The organism is Streptomyces sp. NPDC006235, from assembly GCF_040613735.1.
GTDB lineage: Bacteria > Actinomycetota > Actinomycetes > Streptomycetales > Streptomycetaceae > Streptomyces.
This window is the reverse complement of the sequence record NZ_JBEXSR010000001.1, coordinates 22,027-44,183: the sequence shown is the minus strand read 5'-3', so window position 1 is coordinate 44,183 and position 22,157 is coordinate 22,027. Positions and strand designations below refer to the sequence as shown.

The window sequence follows — 22,157 nt, the reverse complement described above, 5'->3', positions numbered from 1 at the left end:
GAGTTCGGCAGGGGCCCCGTGCCCGGTCCGTCGGTGCCTGCCGGCCTCAGCCCACCCCCAGCAGGGACATCAGGTGCCTGTGGGTCCTGTCCCAGCCCCATTCCGCGCGCACCCACGCCCGGCCCTTGCCGCCCATGTCCCGGGCCAGTCGCGCATCGTCCAGCAGCAGCGTGAGCCGGCCGGCGAGGGCCCGTACGTCACGTCCGTCGACCACGAACCCCGTCTCCCCTTCCCGTACGGCGTCCGGCGCCCCGCCCGAGTCGCCGACGACGACCGGCAGTCCGGCGGCGGCCGCCTCCAGGAACACGATCCCGAGGCCCTCCACCTCCAGGCCCGCCCTGCGGGTCCGGCACGGCATCGCGAACACCTGCGCGGCGGCGTAGAAGCCGGGCATCTCCTCGTGCGGGTGCCCGCCCGCGAAGACCACCGCCCCGGCCAGTCCCTCGGCAGCCGCGAGCCGGCGCAGGGCCCGGGCGTGCGGCCCGTCCCCGACCAGCAGCAGCACCGCGCCGGGCACGCTGCGGCGCACCAGGCGCAAGGCCCGTATCAGCGCGTCCTGTCCTTTGCGCGGGATGAGGCGCGCCGCACACAGCACCACCGGCCGCTCACCCAGGCCGTACCGCTCCCGCACCCGGGCCGCCGCCGCCTCGGAGCCCTGGAAGACGTCGGCGTCGACGCCCGGCACCAGCCGCCGCATCCGCGCCGCCGCCTCCGGTCCGACGGCGGCGGCGATCCGGGCCCGGGTGTACGAGCCGAGGTAGGTGACGCTGTCCACCCCGGCGCCGATGCGGCGCAGCAGCGCGCGGGCCCCGGGCGTGCGCGCCCACCACACCTCGTGCCCGTGCGTCGTGGCGACCAGCCGCCGCACCTGTGTACGGCGCCGCAGCTCGCCCGCCATCAGACCGAGCGGGGCCGCGGCCCCGAACCAGACGCTGTCGCAGTCGAACCGGCGGGCCAGTTCCACCGCCCGGGCGGTGACCCGCCGGGTCGGCAGCAGCACGGGGCTGCGGTCCCGGACCACGGGGAACGGCAGCCGGGCGTCGTAGGCCCGGTCGCCCGGCGCGGCGGAGGTGTAGACGGCGACCCGGCCGGGCGGGAAGCGGACCGTCATGGCGTGGACGAAGGTCTCGATGCCGCCCTGCCGGGGCGGGAAGTCGTTGCTGACGACGAGCGTGCGGGGCATGGTCGGTCAGTCCTCCGGCGGCTTCGCGGTGAGCGGGTGGGTGCGGGTGCGGGTCGGTGTGCCTCGGTGCCCCTCGGTGACCCGGGCTCGGGCCACCGCCGGCCCCGCCGGCCCGAGCCGGAACCAGCCGAGCAGCACCAGCGGGTAGACGACGTATCCGAAACGGGTGGCGCGGATCAGGCACATGGCGATCCCGAGGCCCAGCGCCAGCCGGTCGGCGGCGGCGACGGTGCTGCGCGGCGGGCACGTCACCAGGGACGCGGCCACCGCGACCGCGCTCAGCGCGAGCGCCGTCACCGTGACGGCGAAGCCCCCCGGCACGTACGTCGCCAGCAGGTACCCGGGCAGCGGGCTGGCCGCCGGGGAGCCGGTGTCTCCCTCGCCGAGCGGGAAGAGCAGCACGTGCTCGGCGAAGGCCCACGGGTCGGCGAACGCGACCGGCAGCACCGCGAGTACGGCGAGAGCGACGGCCGTGACACCGGCCCGTACGGCGGCATGCCGCCCTGCGGTCACCGCGAGCAGGGCGAGCCCGACGGGCAGCACCGGCCAGGCCGTCCACTTCAGCGACGCGGCGGCACCGAGCGCGAGCCCGGCGGCGACGGGGCGGCCCCGCCCCGCGAGGGCGAGCGCGAGACACATCAGCGCGATGACGGGCAGGTCGACACCGCCGACGGCGAGCGGGAGGGCGACGGCGGGGGTGGCGGCGAGCCAGAGGAGCGCCCGGGCCGGGTGGGGGCCCGGGACGGTGCCGCGCGGCGACCGCCCGGCGCTCCCGCACAGCACGGCAGCCGCCCCCATGGCCCCGAGTGACACCAGCGCGAACCACAGCCGGGCGTCCGCGAGCGGGACGTCACCGAGGACGGCCCGGGGCAGCCCGAAGAGCGCCATGCCGGGCAGGTACGGGTTGTACTCCCGCAGTTGGGCCGGGTCCGTGACGTACGGCGTGCCGGAGTCCAGCAGCAGCCGGCCGGACCGTTCGACGACCGTGACCTCCAACTGCCGTGTCCCGTCGGCGACCAGGAGCATCAGCGGCACCAGGACGGACCCGACGGCGGCCACGGCCGCGCTCGCCGGGCCCCAGGGCCGCGCGGAGAGCCGGGCGACGAGCGCGGCGAGACCGTATCCAGCGGTGGCGCAGGCGCCCCACACCTGGTGCGGGACGAGCGTCGTCCGCAGACACAGCAGCAGTGCGAAGACGGCACAGGCGGCCCAGCACAGGGTCTCCCGGCGGCGGCCGGGGCTCCGCCGCGACGGCGGAAGGGGTATGGGGACGCGGACGGGGCCGGGACCGGCGGGGCCCGCCGGGGCGGCGGTCCGCACGGCTGCCGCCGAGCCGAACAGCGGTCCTCGCGAACTCCCCTGCATGGCACTCCCCTTGCCGTCCCTTGCCGACCGGCCGGCCGTCCTTCCTCCGTCCGGCAAGTCTTCGCAAGGCGCGGCCGGGAAGCGTCACACCGGGCACCGGTCCTGGGGGTCGACCCGTGGTACTCACCCGCCACCCGGATCAACCCGTACGGTGACGCGGGCCGGACCGCCCCGGCCGACAATGTGGGCATGCGTCAGTCGTCCCTGCGCCCCCTCGCATGGCCGCGCTCCCCCCGCTACCCGTACGTCAGCGGCATCCTGCTGGTCCTCCTGGCCGCGGCCGAGGTCGTGCACTCCCGTGTCACCTCGACGACGGTCCTGGCCACCCTGCCCTTCGTGGTGCTCCCCCTGCTGTGGCGGCGGCGCGAGCCCCGCACCGGGCTCCTGGTGGTACCGGCGGCGCTGCTGGACTTCCTCTTCCGGCCCGAGCTGCTGATGACGGTGGCGGTGGCGGGAGTCATGGGCCTCTACACGCTCGCCCGCCACCGCGTCCTGCACCCCGCGCTGCTCGCCGCGGCCGCGGTCACCGGCTCGCTGCTGGTCAACGTGGGCCATGTGGCGATGGGCGTGTACGACCTCGGCGGCCGGGCGCCCGCCGTCGGCGCCGACGGCACGCTGTCGTACTTCACGGAGTCCTTCGTCCTGTCCGTGGGCGTGCTGGCGACGGTCGGTGTCGCGGACGCCACCCGCAGCCGGGAGGAGTCCCGGCGGGCGCGCGAGGCGGCCCAGCGGGAACTGATCGCCATGGAGCGCAGACATGCCGCCGCCCAGGAACGGGCGGCCATAGCACGGGAGTTGCACGACATCGTGGCGCACTCGGTGTCCGTGATAGCCGTCCAGGCGGAGAGCGCCACCTACACCACGCCCGACCTGTCCCCGCCCGCCCGCGACGGCTTCCAGCAGATCGCCTCGTCGGCCCGCTCGGCCCTGACCGAGCTGCGCCGGCTGCTGAGTGTGCTGCGCGCGGACGAGGCAGGGTCCGAGGAGGCGGCACCGGTCGTGCCGCAACCGACGCTCGACTCCCTGGGCGCGCTGCTGGAGACCCACCGGTCGGGTGGCGGAGAGGTCACCCTGCACACCACCGGCACCCGCCCCGAGGTGCTCACGCCCTCCCTCGAACTCACGGTCTACCGCATCGTCCAGGAGGCCCTGACCAACGCCCGCCGGCACGCCCCGGGCGCCGCGGTCGACATCCGTCTCACCTACGAGGAGGACGAGGTCCGGCTGCACATCGCCGACGACGGCCCGGGCCCCGGCCCCGGGAGCCCCCGACTCAGCTCCGGCGGGCACGGGTTGAGCGGCATGCGGGAGCGTGCGAACCTGCTCGGCGGACGTTTGGCCTGCGGGCCCGCCGGTCCCGGGGGCGGCTTCCTGATCGAGGCCGGGCTTCCGGTGCGGGCGGGTGCGAAGAGCTTCGCGGCGGGGGTGGACGAGTGACAGCGGGGAAACCGGTCCGGGCGATCGTGGCCGATGACCAGGCGGTGGTCCGCACGGGGTTCGTGAACCTGCTGTCCACCCAGGACGACATCGACGTCGTGGGCGAGGCGGCGGACGGCGAAGAGGCCGTGGCCCTCGCCCTGGCTCACCGGCCGGACGTGGCCCTGCTGGACATCAGGATGCCCGGACTGGACGGGATCCAAGCCGCGCGCACGATCCTGAGGGAGACCGACGGCGCCACCAAGGCGCTGATGCTCACCACGTTCGACCTCGACCAGTACGTCTTCGACGCGCTGGCGACCGGTGCCAGCGGCTTCCTGCTGAAGGACGCGACCTTTCCCGAACTCCTGCACGCCGTACGGGTGGTGGCCGCCGGTGACGCCATGCTGGCCCCCGGCATCACCCGCCGCCTCATCGCCGAGTTCGCCTCCCGCCGCCCCGTCACCACCCCCACGTCCCTCCTCGACCGCCTCACCGCCCGCGAGGCGGAGGTCCTCCTCCTCATCGCCCAGGGCCTGTCCAACAGGGACATCGCCGAGCGCCTGACCATCACCGACCACACGGTCAAGACCCACATCAACCGCCTGTTCACCAAGCTGGAACTCCGCGACCGGGCCCAGGCGGTGATCGTGGCGTACGAGGCGGGTCTGGTGACGCCCAGGGAGGGCGGGTGAGGGCGGGTGGAGTGGCACGACGCCCCCGACCCCGCCGTCACCATGCGGTGCGGCAGGCCGGGGGCGTCGTAGCGGGCGGGCGCGCGGCTACGGGGTGTCCGTCACCTCCGTCACCTTCCAGCGCTGGTTGGACCCGGAGTTGGGCTGCCAGAGGCCGACCGAGGCGCCCTCGTTCGTGGACTGGCCTCCGACGTCCGGGAGCTGCCCGGTGGCGGCGTTGACGAGGGTCCAGGTGCCGTCACCGGTCGAGGACATGATCCACTCGGTGGCCTTGTCGCGGCGGCCCTCGTCCGGCTCGGCGACCAGGGCGCCGTTCCGGACGGCCAGGCGCTTGTCCGAGGCGGTCTCGGTGAAGACGTACCGCTTGCGGTTGTCCTTGCCGCGGATCTGTTCCACGCGCCACTGCTGACCGCTGGGGTCGGCGGCGTTGGCGCTCTTGATGACCAGGCCCGTGCCGTTGCCGGCGATCGTGAGGTCCTTGCCGCTCTGGACGCCGGTCAGCCGGTAGGCGTGGCCCTTGCGCAGCTCGGCCGCGTCCTTCGCGACGCCGGAGACGCCCTTGACGAGGAAGGACGTCACCGACTGGGCGGGCACGGTGACCGTGGCCTGCTTGCCGGAGACCCGGACCGCCTTCTGCTTCGCCAGCTTGCCGTCGGCGCTGGTCACCACCGGGGTGACGGTGGCGTGCGAGGAGACCCTGCCGAACTTCGACAGGTCGAGGGTGACCTCACGGGACTCGGTGGCGCTGTTGACGTGGACGACCGTCGCCGCGTCGCCCTTGCGGGAGACCGCCGCGGTGCTGGACGTGTCGTTCGTCTTGATCAGCCGGTCGCCGGGCTTGATGTAGTGCGTGAAGTTGCGGGCCGTGTCGAACTTGGTGTTGGTGTAGATCGGGCAGGACTTCAGGGTGTCCTTCGAGGTGCAGCTGAAGGGGAGCTGGATCTCGCCCCAGTTGCCGCCCTTGGCGGACTCGCCGCCCGGCTTCATGTTGTCGTAGTCCTCGACGGGCTGCCAGAACACCCAGGCCTTGGGCTCCAGTTCGCGCAGGTCGTCGACCATGCGCTGGGCGAGGCCGAGGCCGGGCCGCATGTCCGTGAAGCTCTGGCCGTCGCCCCAGTCGCCCTCGACCTCGCTCATCCACAGCGGCTTGTCGGCGGCCTTGGCGAGGTCGCGGACGGTGGTGCGCTGGCCGGTGCCGTAGGTGTGGACGTTCATCTGGTCGACCAGGTCGCGGACCTCCTGGGGATAGGAGTTCCAGTTGGTGGCGAACGTGCCGGGGTTCGTCTCGTCCATCGCGGAGATCTCCGCGTTCGACTTGGACTTCTTCAGGACCGGGGCCAGGGCGCGGATCACCTTCTGCTGCAGCTCGGGGCCGATGTGTGCACCCTCCTGGCGGCCGCCGGTCGGCTCGCCGTCGGGGCCGAGCTTGGTGCCCCAGTAGTTGGTGTTCGGCTCGTTGAAGGGGTCGAGCGTGTCGACCTTGATGCCGTGGGCCTTCTCCAGCCGCTCGGTCGCGCCCACCAGGTACTTGGCGAAGTCCTCCACGGACTCCGGCTTCAGCTGGTCCTTGCCCGCGTCGAAGTTGCCGGAGACGTAGCCGCTCTCGGTCATGAACCAGGGCGGGGAGTTGCTGAAGGTCTCCCAGTGGGTGATGTCCTTCTTGATGCGGTCGACCCACCAGCGCTGTGTCTTGTCGGCGTGTCTGTTCCAGTCCGCCGGGTCGTCCGCGTCCCACCAGTCGACGTCCTCGCGGGTGGTGCCCGCCGGGGCCTTCCACCAGCCCTCGACCGCGCCGCCGGCCCGCAGGTAGTCCTTGACGTCCGGGGCGTTGCCGCCGCCGATGTTGTAGCGGGCGATGTTCAGGGCGAGGCCCTCGTCGCCGAAGAGGAGCTTGTAGAGCTTCTCGCGCACTGCGGGTGGGTAGTCGCCGGTGGCGTTGGCGAACCAGACCAGGCTCGTGCCCCAGCCCTCGAACTTCTCCTGCTGGTAGGAGGGGTCGGGGCGGACGGTGACGCCGGCCGCCTGCGCGGCGGGCTCGGCGGTCGCGGCGGGCAGGGTGCTGGTGGCCAGGATGGTTCCGGTCGCCACGGCGGTGATGCCGATGGCCCCGAGGAGCCTTCTCTTACCGGTGCGGTGTGCCATTCCGAGTACTCCAACTCTTCTGCGTCCGCGCGTCCCGGCGGGGCACAGAGATCGGGGCCTGTGTGCAATGTTTACGTAAACATCCACTGGCGGGATGTCTACACTGTCCGAATCTCAGGGGTCAAGGAGTCGTTCCGGACGGAAAATTGCGTCAGCTGCGCGGCGAGGGGGGCGAGGGGCAGGTGGGGACAGTGGACGGCGAGAGAGAACCGCAGGGCACGAGTCGTACGAGAAGGCGTCCGGCCCGTCCGCGCCAGGGCGCCTCCATGGCCGACGTCGCGCAGCTCGCGGGCGTCTCCTCCCAGACGGTCTCCCGTGTCTCCAACGGCTTCCCGGGCGTCACGGAGGACACCCGCCGGCAGGTCCTGGCCGCGATGCGGGAGCTGGGCTACCGGCCCAACAGCGCCGCACGGGCGCTCAAGCGCGGCGAGTTCCGCACCCTCGGCGTGATCACCTTCTCCCTCTCCACCATGGGCAACATCCGCACCCTGGAGGCCATCGCCACCTCCGCGGCCCAGCACGGCTACGCCGTCACGCTGCTGCCCGTCGCCGTCCCGACCCAGGACGAGGTGAACGGCGCCTTCTCCCGCCTGGGCGAGCTCGCCGTGGACGCCGTGATCGTCATCATGGAGATCCACCTGCTGGACGCGGCGACGGTCTCACTGCCCCCCGGTGTGCAGGTCGTGGTGGCCGACTCGGACGCCGGTGACCGCTACACCGTGGTCGACACCGACCAGGCGGGCGGAGCGCGGGACGCCGTACGGCACCTGCTGGACCTCGGCCACGAGACGGTGTGGCACCTGGCCGGCCCGGAGGGCTCCTTCGCCGCCCAGCGCCGCGCCAACGCCTGGCGTGACACGCTCACCGCGGCCGGCCGCGTCCCGCCGCCCCTGGTCCGGGGCGACTGGTCGGCCGAGTCGGGCTACCGGGCCGGACTGCTGCTGGCCGACGAGCCGGACTGCACGGCGGTGTTCACGGCCAACGACCAGATGGCCCTGGGCCTGCTCCGGGCCCTGCACGAACGTGGCCTGCGCGTCCCCGGCGACATCAGCGTCATCGGCTTCGACGACATCCCCGAGTCCGCCTCCTTCCTCCCACCCCTCACCACCATCCACCAGGACTTCGCCGAGGTGGGACGGCTGTGCGTGGAGGGCGTCCTGAGCAAGATGCGGCAGAACGGGGAGGAACACGGGACGACGCTGGTGCCCACGCGGTTGGTGCGGCGGGAGAGCACGGGGGCGCCTGGGGGACGCACAGGCCGGGCGGCTGCTGAGGCCGGCCGCCCCCCGAGGTGACGATCACTCGGCTGAGCCGGTGGTTTTGCGCCGGTTGGCGTGGAAGCGCGCCTTCTTCTGACGATTCCCGCACGTGTTCATGTCACACCATTTACGGGTGCGGCTCCGGCTGGTGTCGAAGAAGGCGGCTCGGCAGGTCGGTGACGCGCACAAGGCCAGTTTTCCGTCGCGTTCGCCCGCGATGATGCTGATCGCGTCGGCGGCGATCACGCCGAGGGCGTCTTCCACGCGGGAAGCCGAGCTGAGCTGCCATCGCCGCTCACCCTCGGGCGTCAGGACCGCCGCGGCCCGACCCTGAGCGCTGCGGTCATTGATGACGTGGACAGCAGCCGCGGGGAGAGCGTCCTGGAGCGCGGCCGCTGTCGCGGCGGCGTGAATCGACTCCCTCAGTTCCCGGGCGAGGTCGAGCTGGGCAGGGGTGCAGGAGTCCACGGCGAGGCCGTACACCGCCAGCCAGTCGACGAGTCGCTGCGGAGTGGGAATGCGCTCCACGGCCTCGCCGTGACGCTCCGACAGAGTCCCCGTGAAGCTGGTCGCCAGCACGCTGCCGAGGCGGAAGTCAGGAAACCCGGAACGCATGGAACCACCTTAGCTGGTTGCGGGTCGACATGGACGCCTGCTAGAACCGTCTAAGCCGGTTCGCGACGGGTCGCAGCCGGTTCCGCGAAGGCCAGGAGGTCTCATGCCCCGCCCGACCAGCGACGTACGAGCATTCGAAGCCCACGCGACCGACGCCGACCTCGACGATCTGCGCGCACGACTGGCCGCGGCGCGGCTACCGGAGGCCGAGACGGTCCGTCACGCCGCGCCCGGTCCTCGCCGATGGGAACAGGGTGTTCCGCTCGCCGGCCTCGTCGATGTCGTGAACTACTGGCGCACCGGGTACAACTGGCGGTCGTTCGAAGAGCGCCTCAACCAGATCGGCCAGTTCCGCACGACCCTTGATGATCTGGGAATCCACTTCCTGCACCGCCGGTCCCCGCGCGCGGATGCCACTCCTGTGATCTTGACGCACGGTTGGCCGGACAGCATTGTCCGGTTCATCGACGTCGTGGACGAGCTGGCGGATCCGAAAGACGCAGACGCGCCGGCGTTCCACGTCGTGGTCCCGTCGCTACCGGGCTTCGGTTACAGCGACAAGCCGGCCACCACCGGGTGGGGAACCGAGAAGATCGCGGCCGCATGGGTGGAACTGATGGGACGGCTCGGTTACAGCACGTTCGCGGCCCACGGCGGTGACTGGGGAGGCAACATCACCACGGTCCTCGGCGGCAGGTTCCCGGCGCACGTCCTCGGCATCCACACGACGTTCGCGGAGGGACCGCCCGGGTTGACGACGGACGGGCTGACGGCGGTCGAGCGCGAGTGGGCCGAGGAAACCCGCGATTTCTGGCTCCACCGCGCGGCGTACGCGAAGCAGCAGGCGACCCGGCCGCAGACCATCGGCTACTCGCTCGTCGACTCGCCGGTCGGGCTTCTCGCCTGGATCCTCGACAAGTTCGCCGAGTGGTCGGACACCGAGGACAGCCCGTTCGAGACCCTGTCCATAGACCGCGTTCTCGACGACGTCACCCTGTACTGGCTGACGCGGACCGGCGCATCGGCGGCCCGCATCTACTACGAAAGCCACAACTCGCTGGACCCCGAACTCCGGGTCGACGTCCCCTCGGCACTCACCATGTATCCCCGCGACGTCGAGAAGTGTCCGCGCCCCTGGGCGCAGGAGCGGTACCGGCAGATCGTCCGATGGAGGACGCCCGAGCACGGGGGGCATTTCCCGTCGCTGGAGGTTCCCGAGTATTTCGTCAGGGATCTGCGAGAGGGCCTCGCGGCAGTGCTGGCCGCTCATCGCTGACTGTGAACCTGGACTGCCAGTCCTTCTCGGCTCGAGGGCGGGTATCGGGTGCTCAGACGACTCCGCGCGGACGGAGCACCATCAAAGACTCCTCCCGCCGAGCCACCATCGCGAAGGGGAACCGGTCGACTTCCAGGCAGAGTTCGACGTCATCCGGGTGGTACCCGCTCCGCCGCCCGCCGGCGAGATCGGCCGCGGCACGGGAATTCCGCGCGCGTTGGAGATACGGGGCCGCCTCGACCTCGCCCCCGCCCATGGACCGACCGATGTATTCAGCGCAGGCCAGGTCCTCGTCGGCTTGGCCGTCCTCACCGGTGACCACGAACGTCACCGGACCGGAATCCCCGGCCCGCAGGAACCGCGCGGTCGCCCCGGCCACCACGAAGCTCGCGCACAGGACGAGCGGCGCGTCCGCGACGGCCAGGGCGCCCACGGTGCCCGCCGTCGTCTTCTGCACCAGCGTGCGACCGGCGAAATCACGTGACCTGAGCAGGCCGGGCGAGTTCACCGCGTCGAAGCCCGCTGCCGGAGGCCCGTCCTTCAGAGCCAGCCAGCCCGGGTGGCTCTCCTTCAAGGCGAGTGCCTCACTCTCCGATGAAGCCAGGACGATCCTCTCGACGCCACGCGAGAAGGCCCAGGCGGCCACGGTGAAGGCGCGCATGACGTCGATGACGACCGCGACACGGGGGACGCCGGTCAACTCCGGTATACCGACGAAGTGATGATCCATCAGGCCATTCTGCAGCCCCGCCCGTCTGAGATCACGCGGAAGAGGACATCTGGTCCCGCATTCATTCAGGATCGGGGTTGGTGTGCGGTCGGCCGGCCACGACCGCGCTGCGGTGCTGTGCCTCCACCGCACCGATCGACCTCGGGAAAATCAGGGGCGAGTTCACCCCAGGCGCGCATCGGGTTCCGGAACACGCTCACAGCTCGAACAACGCCGCCGCGTTGTCGTGGCACACCGCCCGTAGCCAGTCGTCTCCGAGGTCCAGCCGTTCCAGGGCGTGGAGCTGGTGCACGTACGGGTAGGGGAGGTTGGGGAAGTCGGAGCCGAGGAGGACGCGGTCGCCGAGTGCGGCCAGCCGGGGCAGGGCACGGCGGGGGAACGGCATGAAGCTCTCGCTGAAGTCGGTGAACGCCATCGTCGTGTCCAGCCGCACCTCCCCGTACCGCTCGGCGAGGCCGAAGAACTCCGCGTACTCGGGCATCCCCATGTGCGCGACGACCAGCCGCAGACGGGGGTGCCGGGCCAGTACCCGGGCGATCGGCTCGGGGCCGGTGTGCTTGCCGGGCGCGGGCCCGGAGCCGCAGTGGATCACCACGGGGATCCCGGCCTCGGCCAGCAGCCCCCACGCCGGCTGGAGGAGGTCGTCGGCGGGGTCGTAGGCCCCCACCTGCACATGCGCCTTGAAGACCCGCGCGCCCGCCTCGACGGCCTCCCGGACGTACGCCTCGACGCCCGGCTCGGGGTAGAGGGTCGCGGTGTGCAGACAGTCGGGGGTGCGGCGGGCGAAGTCGACGGCCCAGCCGTTCAGCCAGCGAGCCATGCCCGGCTTGTGCGGATACAGCATCGCGGTGAAGGCCCGCACCCCGAACTCCCGCAGGAGGTCCGCCCGTTCCGCCTCCTCCTGCCGGTAGGTGATCGGCCACTCCAGCCCGCCGGTCAGCGACCCGAGCGCGTCGAAGTAGTCCCACACCTTGTGCAGCACACGCTCGGGCATGAAGTGGGTGTGCACGTCGACCAGCCCGGGAAGCCCGAGCCGCCCCCAGAATCGACGGACCTCCTCCGCTTCCGTACCCGGACCGGCAGGACCGACTGGCGCCACAGGGTGATCATCCATACCGCCCACGATCGGCCCGGGCGAGGCGGCGGGTCCACTCCCTTGCACGAGAGAGCGGTGAGGGATCCGTCACGGCCACGTCCGGCTATCCTCGCGGGCGTACCACGGTCAGGCGCTCGGGCTGCCGCGAGGTCCACTGCCCCGGGCCGGACTACGGCCGCAGCACCCATACCGCGCCGCCGCGCACATCCGTGGCGACGCCGCGCCGACCGGCGATCTCGTCCTGGACCAAGTCGCCCACCCAGGGACTCCGCTCGCCGGTCAGCCGCGTTCCTCCCCGTGTAGTTCCGCCCACACCCGCTTGCCCCACGGCAGGTGATCGGTTCCCCAGTCCTTCGCCAGCGCTCCGACGAGCACGAGGCCGCGCCCGCTCTCGTCGCCCCTGCACGGTTCCCGTAATTCCGGTAACCGCTTGGACTTGTCCACGACCCCGATGCGCACCCGCGACGGCTCGGGTCTGGTGACCGTGACGCGAATAGAACAGCATCGCGCGTGCCGGACCGTGTTGGACACCAGCTCGGAAACGATCAGGGCCCCGTCGTCGGCCAGCTCGTCCAGACTCCAGGCGGCCAGCGCGACACTCACCAGGCGCCGGGCCCTGCCCGCGCTTTCGGGTGTCCGCCCGGTCGCGTAGCGGCCGGGTATCACTCGGGCGGCTGCGGCCAGAGTGCGCGCGTCACTCGATGGGGTGAGCAACAGGGAACATGCGGTGGGGTGTCGTGCGGGTGTCTACGATCGCTGATCGTGAAGCTGGTGGTGCAGGTCAGGCTGCTGCCGACGCCCGTGCAGGCGGCGGCTCTCGAGGCGACCCTGCGTGCCTGCAACGAGGCTGCCGCCTGGGTGAGCCAGGTCGCTTTCGAACGCGGGGAGTTCAAGAACTTCGCCCTGCGTAAGCTCACCTACGAGCAGGTCAAGTCCCGCTGGAACCTCGGCGCTCAGGTGGCCCAGCACACGATCAAGAAGACCTGTGACGCGTACGCCACGCTGAAGGCGAACCTGAGGGCGGGCCGTCTGGGTCGTCCCGGCTCAGCGCGCTACCGCCGCGCCACGCAGAAGCCCGTTGCCTTCCGTTCCTTTGGTGCTCAGCCCTACGACGACCGGATGCTCTCGTGGCAGATCGCCGACCGGACGGTGTCGGTCTGGACCACCGGCGGGCGGATGAAGAACCTGGCTTTCACAGCATCTGTCGAGCAACTGGCCACGCTCACGCTGTACCGCAGAGGCGAGTCCGACCTCGTGCACCGGGACGGCATGTGGTTCCTGAACGCCACCTGCGACATCCCCGAGGCCGAGCTGAACACCGAACCGGTGGACTTCCTCGGCATCGACCTGGGCATCGTGAACATCGCCACCACCTCGGACGGCGAGATCATGGCCGGGCGTGAGCTCAACCGGATCCGGCTCCGCGAGCGCGGCCTGCGCACCAAGCTCCAGAAGAAGCACACCCCGTCCGCGAGGCGGCGGCTGAACAAGCGCCGCCGTAAGGAAGCACGGCGGGCCAGAGACATCAACCACAAGATCGCGAAGCATGTGGTGGCCGAGGCTGAACGCACCGGTCGGGGAATCGCCCTTGAAGACCTCACGGGCATCCGCGAACGGGTACGGCTGAGGAAGCCCCAACGGGCCACCCACTCCAGCTGGTCCTTCGCCCAGCTGGGACAGTTCATCGCGTACAAGGCCCGCAAGGCCGGGGTGCCGGTGGTGTACGTCGATCCGGCGTACACCTCCCGTACCTGCGCCGAGTGCGGCCACATCGACAGGGCGAACCGGGTCTCCCAGGCCTGGTTCGCGTGCCGGTCCTGCGGCGTCGTTGCGCACGCAGACCGGAACAGCTCCCGCAACATCCGCGCCCGCGCGTGGGAGTTGTGGCGACGCGGGGCCCAGTCAACGGCCCCAGCCCCACCCCCGAAGCCCGCCGGAGGGGCAGGACGCAAACGCAGCACCACAGCCAGTGGCGCCCGTTGTGCAAGCCCGTCGCTTTAGCGATGGGTAGTTGACTCGATGTGCGCGCACAGGTCGTCCGTCGTCCCGTGGAGGAGGCGTACGGACTTGTATCCGGTGGGGCTGATCTCCATCGTGTAGACGCCGTCGACGAGGTACAGGCCGCGCGGCAGACTGCCCTGGCCCTGGCCGACGCCGACGAGTACGGGCCCGTGCACGGCCCACCGCTGGGAGCCGTCGGGCCGGTGCTCGACGACGGCCGAGCCGCTCGCGTCGGCGTCGTAGGAGGAGCCGGTCTCGGTGTTCGTGACGCGGACGATCAGATCGCCCCGGTACGCGACCCGCCGCACGGAGCCGTCGGGGTAGGTGCTCAGCACGCGCCGCACCACCTCGTCGACGACCGGCTCGCCGTGGACGGGGAAGTCGCACCGCGCACCGGCGCCGACGTCCCACGGCGCGGAGGGTGCCGGTTCCCAGCCCCGCGCCGGCTCCGCGGACGCGGGCTGCGTCCCGACGAGCACGGCGGCAAGTGCCAGCGTGGTGACAGCTGTTCGGCGCATGGTTCTCCTTGGGCGGAGACGGGTGGAAGGAAGGGGCGTGCGTCAGTCTCTTCCCGGCCTCTGACCAAAGCCTGACCATCGGCCTCCCGTTAGGCTGCCGGACAGCCATGGAGTTCCAACTGCTCGGTCCGTTCGCCGCCCGCCACGAGGGACGGCAGGTCCTGGTGGGCGGCCGCCGCCAGGAGCGGTGTCTGCTGGGGGTCCTGCTGCTGCACGCGGGCCGCGCGGTCACGACGGACCGTCTCATCGACCTGCTGTGGGACGACGAGCCGCCCGCCGCCGCCCGTGCCACCGTCCACACCTACGTCGGCCGCCTGCGTGCCGCGCTCAGGCCGCACGGGGTGTCCGTCGAGACCCGGCACGACGGTTACGCCGTGGAGCAGGGCCCTCAGGGCCCTCATGCGATCGACGTCCAGGAGTTCACCGGGCTCGTCGGGCAGGCGGCGGACTGCGCTGATCCCGCGGAGCGGATCCGCCTGTACGACCAGGCCCTCGGGCTGTGGCGCGGCCCGCTGCTCGCGGACGTGGCCGACGAACGGCTGCGCACTCGCCTCGGCGGCACGCTCGGCGAACTGCGCCTGTCCGCCGTGGAGCGGCGAGCCGAGACCCAGCTCGCCATGGGTCTGCACGACCGTGTCGTGGCGGACCTGACGCCGCTGCTGGAAGAGCACCCGACCCGTGAACGGCTGGTCGGCGCCCAGATGACCGCCCTGTACCGCGCGGGGCGCCAGGCCGATGCGCTCCAGCTGTATCGCAGCACGCACACGCTGCTGACGACCGAACTCGGCGTCGAACCGAACGGCGAACTCCGCACCCTGCACGAGCGCATGCTGCGCGCCGACCCCCGGCTCGACCGGCCCCCCGGGCCCGTCTACGCGGTGCGGGTCGGCGACCAGTGGCTGCCGTGGAGTACGAGCGGACACCCCGCGCTGGAGTTCTGCAACACCTACGCCGGGTGGGGCGGGGAGCCACTGCCCGGGTCGGAGTGGCTGCGCGGCTACGCCACGCTCGCCGTATGGGCCGGCCACCTCGATCTGATCGAGGACCGGCAGGTCACCGGGCTGCGGGACCAGGCCCTTCGGCAGCCGGCCGAGGCCGCCGTCGTCCTCGACGAGGCCCGGCGGTTGCGCACGGACCTGTACGCCTGTCTGACCGATCCGCAGGACGGCCGGGCGTTCAAGGCGGTGGCGGCGGCGGTGGAGGACGCCGCGCGGCTGTCGGTCTTCACGCGCGGCGAGGACGGTCTCGGACGCTGGCAGCCCTCGCCCGCAGCCGGACTGCGCCTGCCCGTCTGCGCGGTGGCCCGCAGCGCGGGCGAACTGCTCGCCGACCCGCGGCGCTTCACCGTCCGCGGCTGCCCCAGCCGGGACTGCGGCTGGCTGTTCCTCGACGAGAGCGGGCGGCGCCGGTGGTGCAGTCTGGCGACGTGCGGTGCCAAGCGGTCGGCCGGGGGCCGGTGACAGTGCTTCGCTCCGAAACCGGAGTCAGCAGCGAGCCTCCACCAACCTGAAGGCGCAGGTGGAAGGACTAGGCGTTGTAGCCGCCGTGGGCGTCCAGCGCCGCGCCCGTGACGTACGACGCGGCGGGGCTCGCCAGGAAGGCGATCGCCGCGGCGATCTCGTCGGGGTGCCCCATGCGTTGCAGGGACAGCGAGCCGAGCAGGACCTTGAGGGTCTCGGGGTCCGGCGGTTGCATGCCGCCCTCCATCAGTCCGGCCTCCACGACGTTGGCCGTGATGTCCCGGGGTCCGAGGTCGCGTGCGACGCCCATGGTGTACCTCTCGATCCCTGACTTGGTCGCCGAGTAGTCGGCAAGGCCGGGGGCACCGACCCGGGAGCCCAGTCCGGAACTCACCGTGATGATGCGGCCGCCCGTGCGCAGCACTCGGGAGGCGGCCCGGATGACGGCGATCACGCCGAGGTAGTTGGTGGCGTGCATCCGGTCCAGTGCGGCGGTGTCGGCGTCCGGGTCGTCCACCGTGCCGGCCACGGAGATCGCCGCGTTGTTGACGAGGATGTCCAGGCCGCCGAAGTGCGCGACCACGTCGTCGATCAGCGCCGGTGCCCGGCTCGTGTCCGCCTGGTCGGACCGGAAGGCGACGGCCTTGGCTCCCTTGCCGTGCACCTCGTCGACGACGGCCTGCGCCTGCTTCTCGGAGCTGACGTAGGTGAAGGCGACGTCGGCGCCCTGCTCGGCCAGCAGCCGTACGGTCGCGGCTCCCAGTCCGCGCGACCCCCCGGTGACCAGGGCGACTTTGCCCATGAGTGGCTTGCTCATTCTTCTCACCTCGTTTGATTGACCATCCCGGCAGTCGCAACGCTAATTGTTACGACAAGCTGTTGCAACCTTAACTGTTACGACTGCGCTGTCGTAACATAAAGCGTTGCGGCCGAGAGGAGGAGTCCATGAGCGCCAACAGCAGGCTGACCATCGCCGCCCACGCGCTGGCCTGGATCGGTCTCTACCAGCGCCAAGGCCATGAGGTCGCCACCTCCGAGCAGATCGCGACCAGCGCGAACACCAACCCCGTGGTGATCAGGCGGCTGCTCGGCGAGCTGCGCAGGGCCGGGCTCGTGGAGTCCCGGCGGGGCGTGGGCGCGGGCTGGTCGCTGGCGCGCGAGCTGGAGTCGATGACCCTGCTCGACGTGTACGAGGCAGTGGAACCCGGCCCGCTGTTCGCGATGCACCGCACCACCCCGGACCAGGGATGCGTGGTGGGTTACGGCATCCAGCCGGCGATGCAGAGCATCTACGAGGGCATCGAGGAGACCCTGAGACGCGAGCTGTCCCGCGTCACGCTCGAGGACGTACTCCGGGACGTACTCGCGGCACCTCGCTAGCCTCCCCCGCCTGCGCCTTCCAGTTGGCGGAGGCGCACCGCAGCGGCGGAAGCATGTCCTATGGGGTGCCGACCGGCCGGAACCGGTCCGTCGCCGCCAGCACCGCCTCCGCCGTCGCGTCGCCCGACAGCCCGTGCCCCTCCGCGCCGATCAGCACGAGCTGCGCGTCCGGCCACACCTGGGCCAGCCGCCACGCCACGTCCGGAGGGCCGCTGATGTCCATCCGTCCGTGGATCAGCACGCCGGGGATGCCCGCCAGTTTCCCGGCGTCGCGCAGCAGCACCCCGTCCTCCAGGAAGCCGGCGTGCCGCCAGTAGTGCGTGACGAGACGGGCGAAGCGCAGCCGGAAGCGCGGGTCCTCGAAACGGGGGTCGGGCCGGTGCCCGGGGTGCGTCGACACGTGCACGTCCTCCCACCGGCACCACTCCCGCGCGGCCCGCTCCCGTACGGCCGGATCCGGGTCGGCGAGCATCCGGGCGTACGCGTCCACCAGGCTGCCGTCGCGCTCGGCCTCGGGGACGGTGTCACAAAACCGGGCCCACTCCTCGGGGAAGATCCGTCCCATGTCCCGCGTGACCCACTCGACCTCGCGGCGGGTGGTGTTGGTGACGCTGAAGAGGACCAGCTCGGATACGCGCCCCGGGTACTGCTCGGCGTAGGCCAGCGCGAGGGTCACGCCCCAGGAGCCGCCGAGGACGAGCCACTCCCCGATGCCGAGGTGCTGCCGGAGCAGTTCGATGTCGGCGATCAGATGAGGGGTCGTGTTGGTGTCGAGCGAGGTCCGCGGATCGGCGGCGTCGGGTGTGCTGCGCCCGCACCCGCGCTGGTCGAAGAGCACGACGCGGTACGCCGCCGGGTCGAACAGCCGACGCCAGAACGGCCCCGCGCCGGAGCCGGGCCCGCCGTGCAGGACGAGGGCGGGCTTGCCGGCCGGGTTCCCGCAGCTCTCCCAGTAGACGCGGTTGCCGTCGCCGACGTCGAGCATGCCGTGCTCGTACGGCTCGATGGGCGGATGGAGCCCGGTCATGTACCCACCTCCTCGTCCTGGATATGACAGCAGTGCGGTTCACAGCAGCGGCGGCGCGTGGAACTCGCCGAGCCCTGAGGTCAGGTCCCGGTCCAGCCAGTAGCGGCGGGGTTCGGCGAGCATCACGTCGACGCTGACGGTGAGGATGCCGGGGATCCGGGCGAGTTCGCGGTCGACGAAGAGCGCCACGGCGGAGCGGTCGGTGACCAGGCCGGTGGCGAGGACGGACATGTCGCTGGCGACGTGGGCGACGAGCCGGGTCTGGGGGAGCCGGTCGATGCGGTGCATGACGTCGGGGGTCTCACCAGGGGCGACGCGCAGGCGAAGCATGAAGGGGGTCTGGAAGCCGAGCCATTCCGACACGATCTCCAGGCGCGGTTTGACCCACCCCTCGTCGAGGACCCGGCGGACGACCCGGTGCGCGGTGGAGGTGGCCAGGCCCGCGGCCCGGCCGATGCTCGCGGCGGAGGCCCGGCTGTCCTGGATCAGCAAGGCGACGACGGTGCGCTCGGCCTCGCTGAGGGGTTTGGCCGGGGGTGTCGCGGTGGCGGCGCCCTCGGGATGGGCGCCCGTGAGTTCGAGCAGGGCAGCCCGTTCGGTGTCGGTCAGGAACTGCGGGTCCCAGGTGATGCCCCGGCGCAGGGTGCTGAGCGCGGGCAGGGCGTTGACGCGGCGGACACCCGGGACGGAGAACATCCGGTCGATCGCCTCGCTGGTGGCCGCCTCGGAGGGGGCGTGGACGACGGCGTAGAGCGGATAGTCGCCGGAGATCTGCGCCAGGAGCTGAAGGTGGGGCAGGTCACGGAGCCGGTCCAGGACGGCAAGCGGCGTTTCGCCAGTAATGTCCAGGAAAACGTGGACCGGCATCGCCGTGGTGTGCATGCCCCAGTCGGCCTGCCCGATCACGCGGATCATCCGGGCCTCGTGCAGCCGGTCGTAACGGCGTTTGAGGGTGCTGGCGTCGGCGGACAGGATCCCGCCGATGTCGTCCCAGGTGGCCCGGGGTGCCAGATGCAGCGCTCCGATGAGGCGCCGGTCGAGCTCGTCGAGGAGAGGGCGGGTCATGGCGCCCACCTTAGACCGCCGATTAATCCCACCGTTACAGCCAGGGTCTAGAGAATCTCTCACTCCGCTGCCATTATTCGCAGGAACATCCCTCGAAAGCACGAAGGGTTACCGATGAGTGCCACCTCCGCCCAGCCTCAGCCGACCGAGCCGCAGTCGAGACTCCTGCGCACCGCGTTCCGCGTTCTCGCGGCGATCGAGAAGGTCGGCAACAAACTCCCCAACCCGTTCTGGCTGTTCTGGATCCTCGCGGGGGTCGTCGCCGTCCTCAGCGCCGTCCTGGCGGCGGTCGGCGTCAGCGCCGTGCATCCCGGCACGCACGAGACCATCAGGGTGGAGAGCCTGCTCAGCAAGGACGGCCTCACCATGGCCGTCGAGGGGGCCGTCGACAACTTCGCGGCGTTCCCTCCGCTGGCCACCATCCTCACCGTGATGTTCGGCATCGCCGTCGCCGAGCGGAGCGGACTGTTCTCCGCCCTGCTGCGCCGCATGGTCGCGCGGGTGTCGGGCCGGTACCTCACCTTCGCCCTGTCGATGACGGCCATGGTCAGCCATGTCGCCGGCGACGCCGCCTACGTCACCCTCATCCCGCTCGGCGCCCTCATATTCCGCGCCGCGGGCCGCAGCCCGGTGCTCGGCTGCATCGTCGCCTACGTCTCCATATCCGCCGGCTACGACGCCTCCCCGTCGCTCACCACCACCGATGTCCTGCTGTCGTCGATCTCCACCGCCGCTGCCCACACCATCGACGCGCACTACGTCGTCACCCCGGTCGCCAACTACTTCTTCGGGCTCGGCTCGTCCGTCCTCGTGGCGCTGGTGATCACGCTCGTCGTCGACAAGGTCCTCGCCCGCCGCTCGGACCTCCAGCCCGACGAGCCGGTCACCGCGCTCGACGCCGGCGAACTGGAGGCGATCGAGGTCACCGGGGAGCAGCGCCGCGCGCTGCGCGTGACCGGGCTGGTCGCTGTCGGCTTCCTCGCGTTCCCGGCCCTGGCCATGGTCCCCGCGTCCTCACCCCTGCGCGGCGAGGACGGCGGCATCGTCGACTCCCCGCTGATCGGCGGGATGGCACTCGTGCTGGGCGTGTTCTTCGCCGTGCTCGGCACCGTCTACGGCCGGATGACCGGCAGCTTCTCCGCCCCACGCGACATCATCGCCGCGATGGTCGACGGCACCCGGTCGATGGCGCCGATCCTCGTCCTGTTCTTCGCGATCTCCCAGTTCCTCGCCTACTTCAAGTGGACGAACATCGGCGACATCCTCGCCGTCACAGGCGCGGAGACACTGCGCGACCTGCACCTGCACGGCTGGGCCGTGCTGGTCGGCATCGCCGTGCTGATCACGTTCATGAACCTCGTCATCACCAGCGGCTCCGCCCTGTGGGCGCTGGCCGCCCCCGTCCTCGTGCCCATGCTGATGCTCATCGGCATCGAGCCGGAGACCACCCAGGCCGTCTACCGCGTCGCGGACTCGGTCACCAACTGCGTCACCCCGATGAGCCCGTACTTCGTCATGGCGCTGGGCTTCATCCAGCAGCACCGCAAGTCCGCCGGCATCGGCACGCTCGCCTCCTTCACGATCCCGATCGCCGCCGTCGTCTGGGTCGTCTGGATCGCGTTCTTCGTGGCCTGGTACCTGCTGGGCATCCCGTTCGGCATCAACTGACGCCCCCACCTTCCGCCGAGGAACGCCGCCCCCGCCTCCGTACGAGAAAGCAGACCATGACCGCAACACCCGCTGCCGCCCTCACCGCCCGCGCCCAGGACGTAGCGCCGGAGATCGTCACCGACATCCTGACCCTCGTCCGCCACGAGACCAGCAGCCACGACCTGCCCGCCCTCGCCGCCGGCCTGGACCTCCTGCGCGAACTGACCGTCCACCGGCTCGGCCGCCCCGACCGCGAACAGCGTCACCCCGGCGGCGCATGCGGCGACACCCTCACCCTCACCTACGCCGGCACCGGCTGCGGGCACGTCGCACTCGTCGGCCACTACGACACCGTGTGGCCGACCGGCACCCTCGCCGGATGGGAGCAGCCGGAGGCGTCCGACGACGGCCGGGAGAAGCTCAGCGCGCCGGGCATCTTCGACATGAAGACCGGCCTGGCCCAAGGCATCTGGGCCCTGAAGCTGGCCCGGGAGTACGGCGGCCCCGTGCCCACCGTCACGTTCCTCTTCAACGGCGACGAGGAGATCGGCTCCCTGTCCTCGCGGCCGGTGATCGAGGAGGTCGCGCGGAAGGCCGACACCACGCTCGTGCTGGAACCCACCGCCCACGGCGCGGTCAAGACCGCCCGCAAGGGCTCCGGGATCTTCCGGGTCACGGCCACCGGCGTCGAAGCGCACGCCGGGCTGGCGCCCGAGGACGGGGCCAGCGCGATCACCGCGATGTCCGAGTTCGTGGTCGCCGCCGCGGCCGTCGCCCGCCCCGACCGGGGCACCACCATCAACACCGGGCTCATCGAGGGCGGCTCGGCCACCAACGTCGTAGCGGGGCAGGCCACCGCCCGCGTCGACATCCGGGTCAGCAGCGAGGCCGAACAGGCACGGGTCGACGCCGAACTGGACGCCATCGAGGTCAGCGACCCCCGCGTCCGCCTCCACATCGACCACGCCTGGAACCGGCCGCCGATGACCCTCAACGCCGCGTCCGCCCCCCTGCTCGGCCTCGCCCGGGAGGTCGCCCGCGCCCAGGGCCGCGACGACCTGCCCAACGCCGCGGTCGGCGGTGCCAGCGACGCCAACTTCATCTCCGCCCTCGGCCTGCCCGTCCTGTGCGGCATGGGCGCGATCGGCGACGGCGCCCACGCCCGGGGCGAGTTCATCCATCCCGACACGGTGCCCACCCAGACGGCCCTGGTCGCGGGCCTGCTGGCGCGATTGGCCGGGCCGTTGCGGGGCTGAGGCATGGCGTCAACTGGGCGACT

Annotated in this window: 20 protein-coding genes; 9 read left to right on the top strand and 11 right to left on the bottom strand. The window is 71.5% G+C overall.

The window, feature by feature from the left end; genetic code table 11:
• Positions 1 to 46: 46 nt before the first annotated feature.
• Both ABZ192_RS00205 and ABZ192_RS00200 read right to left on the bottom strand, forming a co-directional pair.
• A complete protein-coding gene (locus ABZ192_RS00205; RefSeq protein WP_356922277.1) occupies positions 47 to 1,183 on the bottom strand; it encodes a glycosyltransferase family 4 protein in 1,137 nt (378 codons plus the stop codon).
• A 6-nt stretch (positions 1,184 to 1,189) separates the two neighbouring features.
• On the bottom strand, positions 1,190 to 2,548 hold the full coding sequence (locus tag ABZ192_RS00200; protein WP_356922276.1) for a glycosyltransferase 87 family protein: 1,359 nt from the start codon (positions 2,546 to 2,548) through the stop codon (positions 1,190 to 1,192).
• Positions 2,549 to 2,737: 189 nt separating this feature from the next.
• Between ABZ192_RS00200 and ABZ192_RS00195 the strand changes: the two genes are divergently transcribed.
• Both ABZ192_RS00195 and ABZ192_RS00190 read left to right on the top strand, forming a co-directional pair.
• Entirely contained in the window at positions 2,738 to 3,985 is a 1,248-nt protein-coding gene (locus tag ABZ192_RS00195) for a histidine kinase (RefSeq protein ID WP_356922275.1), read from the top strand.
• Positions 3,982 to 4,659, top strand: a complete 678-nt coding sequence (locus ABZ192_RS00190) for a response regulator transcription factor (protein ID WP_356922274.1) — start codon at positions 3,982 to 3,984, stop codon at positions 4,657 to 4,659. The genes ABZ192_RS00195 and ABZ192_RS00190 overlap by 4 nt, the downstream gene beginning before the upstream one ends.
• Positions 4,660 to 4,746: 87 nt before the next feature.
• On the opposite strand, the gene ABZ192_RS00185 is transcribed toward ABZ192_RS00190, so the two are convergent.
• Entirely contained in the window at positions 4,747 to 6,801 is a 2,055-nt protein-coding gene (locus ABZ192_RS00185) for a glycoside hydrolase (protein WP_356922273.1), read from the bottom strand.
• A 266-nt stretch (positions 6,802 to 7,067) separates the two neighbouring features.
• Here ABZ192_RS00185 and ABZ192_RS00180 point away from each other — a divergent pair, with 266 nt between their 5' ends.
• On the top strand, positions 7,068 to 8,096 hold the full coding sequence (locus tag ABZ192_RS00180) for a LacI family DNA-binding transcriptional regulator (RefSeq protein WP_356922272.1): 1,029 nt from the start codon (positions 7,068 to 7,070) through the stop codon (positions 8,094 to 8,096).
• Between the two features lie 3 nt (positions 8,097 to 8,099).
• Here ABZ192_RS00180 and ABZ192_RS00175 read toward each other — a convergent pair whose 3' ends face one another.
• Positions 8,100 to 8,675, bottom strand: coding sequence for a CGNR zinc finger domain-containing protein (locus tag ABZ192_RS00175; RefSeq protein WP_356922271.1), 576 nt, complete (start codon positions 8,673 to 8,675; stop codon positions 8,100 to 8,102).
• Between the two features lie 103 nt (positions 8,676 to 8,778).
• Between ABZ192_RS00175 and ABZ192_RS00170 the strand changes: the two genes are divergently transcribed.
• Positions 8,779 to 9,951 carry an epoxide hydrolase family protein gene (locus ABZ192_RS00170; protein WP_356922270.1) on the top strand — a complete coding sequence of 391 codons (1,173 nt, stop codon included), beginning with the start codon at positions 8,779 to 8,781 and terminating at the stop codon, positions 9,949 to 9,951.
• Between the two features lie 52 nt (positions 9,952 to 10,003).
• Here ABZ192_RS00170 and ABZ192_RS00165 read toward each other — a convergent pair whose 3' ends face one another.
• The 3 genes from ABZ192_RS00165 to ABZ192_RS00155 all read right to left on the bottom strand — a co-directional run bounded on the left by ABZ192_RS00165 (position 10,004) and on the right by ABZ192_RS00155 (position 12,443).
• Positions 10,004 to 10,681 (bottom strand): 2-phosphosulfolactate phosphatase, encoded by a 678-nt coding sequence (locus tag ABZ192_RS00165; RefSeq protein WP_356922269.1) that lies wholly within the window; start codon positions 10,679 to 10,681, stop codon positions 10,004 to 10,006.
• Positions 10,682 to 10,877: 196 nt separating this feature from the next.
• The gene (locus tag ABZ192_RS00160) at positions 10,878 to 11,795 is read right to left on the bottom strand and encodes an amidohydrolase family protein (protein WP_356922268.1); all 918 of its coding nucleotides are present in this window, start codon (positions 11,793 to 11,795) and stop codon (positions 10,878 to 10,880) included.
• A gap of 261 nt (positions 11,796 to 12,056) precedes the next feature.
• On the bottom strand, positions 12,057 to 12,443 hold the full coding sequence (locus tag ABZ192_RS00155) for an ATP-binding protein (protein ID WP_356922604.1): 387 nt from the start codon (positions 12,441 to 12,443) through the stop codon (positions 12,057 to 12,059).
• A gap of 96 nt (positions 12,444 to 12,539) precedes the next feature.
• Between ABZ192_RS00155 and ABZ192_RS00150 the strand changes: the two genes are divergently transcribed.
• Entirely contained in the window at positions 12,540 to 13,778 is a 1,239-nt protein-coding gene (locus ABZ192_RS00150) for a transposase (protein WP_356922267.1), read from the top strand.
• Here ABZ192_RS00150 and ABZ192_RS00145 read toward each other — a convergent pair.
• Complete coding sequence (locus tag ABZ192_RS00145; RefSeq protein ID WP_356922266.1) at positions 13,775 to 14,296, bottom strand: hypothetical protein; 522 nt, start codon at positions 14,294 to 14,296, stop codon at positions 13,775 to 13,777. The two genes, ABZ192_RS00150 and ABZ192_RS00145, sit on opposite strands and share 4 nt — an antisense overlap.
• A 107-nt stretch (positions 14,297 to 14,403) precedes the next feature.
• Here ABZ192_RS00145 and ABZ192_RS00140 point away from each other — a divergent pair, with 107 nt between their 5' ends.
• Positions 14,404 to 15,756: a BTAD domain-containing putative transcriptional regulator gene (locus ABZ192_RS00140; protein WP_356922265.1), complete on the top strand. Its 1,353-nt coding sequence runs from the start codon at positions 14,404 to 14,406 to the stop codon at positions 15,754 to 15,756.
• A 67-nt stretch (positions 15,757 to 15,823) separates the two neighbouring features.
• Here ABZ192_RS00140 and ABZ192_RS00135 read toward each other — a convergent pair whose 3' ends face one another.
• Positions 15,824 to 16,573 carry an SDR family oxidoreductase gene (locus tag ABZ192_RS00135; RefSeq protein ID WP_356922264.1) on the bottom strand — a complete coding sequence of 250 codons (750 nt, stop codon included), beginning with the start codon at positions 16,571 to 16,573 and terminating at the stop codon, positions 15,824 to 15,826.
• Between the two features lie 128 nt (positions 16,574 to 16,701).
• On the opposite strand from ABZ192_RS00135, the gene ABZ192_RS00130 reads away from it, so the two are divergent.
• Positions 16,702 to 17,136, top strand: coding sequence for an Rrf2 family transcriptional regulator (locus tag ABZ192_RS00130; protein ID WP_356922263.1), 435 nt, complete (start codon positions 16,702 to 16,704; stop codon positions 17,134 to 17,136).
• Positions 17,137 to 17,194: 58 nt separating this feature from the next.
• On the opposite strand, the gene pip is transcribed toward ABZ192_RS00130, so the two are convergent.
• On the bottom strand, positions 17,195 to 18,163 hold the full coding sequence (gene pip, locus ABZ192_RS00125) for a prolyl aminopeptidase (RefSeq protein WP_356922262.1): 969 nt from the start codon (positions 18,161 to 18,163) through the stop codon (positions 17,195 to 17,197).
• Between the two features lie 39 nt (positions 18,164 to 18,202).
• Positions 18,203 to 19,228 carry an Lrp/AsnC family transcriptional regulator gene (locus ABZ192_RS00120; RefSeq protein WP_356922261.1) on the bottom strand — a complete coding sequence of 342 codons (1,026 nt, stop codon included), beginning with the start codon at positions 19,226 to 19,228 and terminating at the stop codon, positions 18,203 to 18,205.
• A gap of 114 nt (positions 19,229 to 19,342) precedes the next feature.
• Between ABZ192_RS00120 and ABZ192_RS00115 the strand changes: the two genes are divergently transcribed.
• Both ABZ192_RS00115 and ABZ192_RS00110 read left to right on the top strand, forming a co-directional pair.
• Entirely contained in the window at positions 19,343 to 20,896 is a 1,554-nt protein-coding gene (locus ABZ192_RS00115) for an AbgT family transporter (protein ID WP_356922260.1), read from the top strand.
• 56 nt (positions 20,897 to 20,952) lie between these two features.
• Positions 20,953 to 22,134, top strand: coding sequence for a M20 family metallopeptidase (locus ABZ192_RS00110; protein ID WP_356922259.1), 1,182 nt, complete (start codon positions 20,953 to 20,955; stop codon positions 22,132 to 22,134).
• Positions 22,135 to 22,157: the final 23 nt, after the last annotated feature.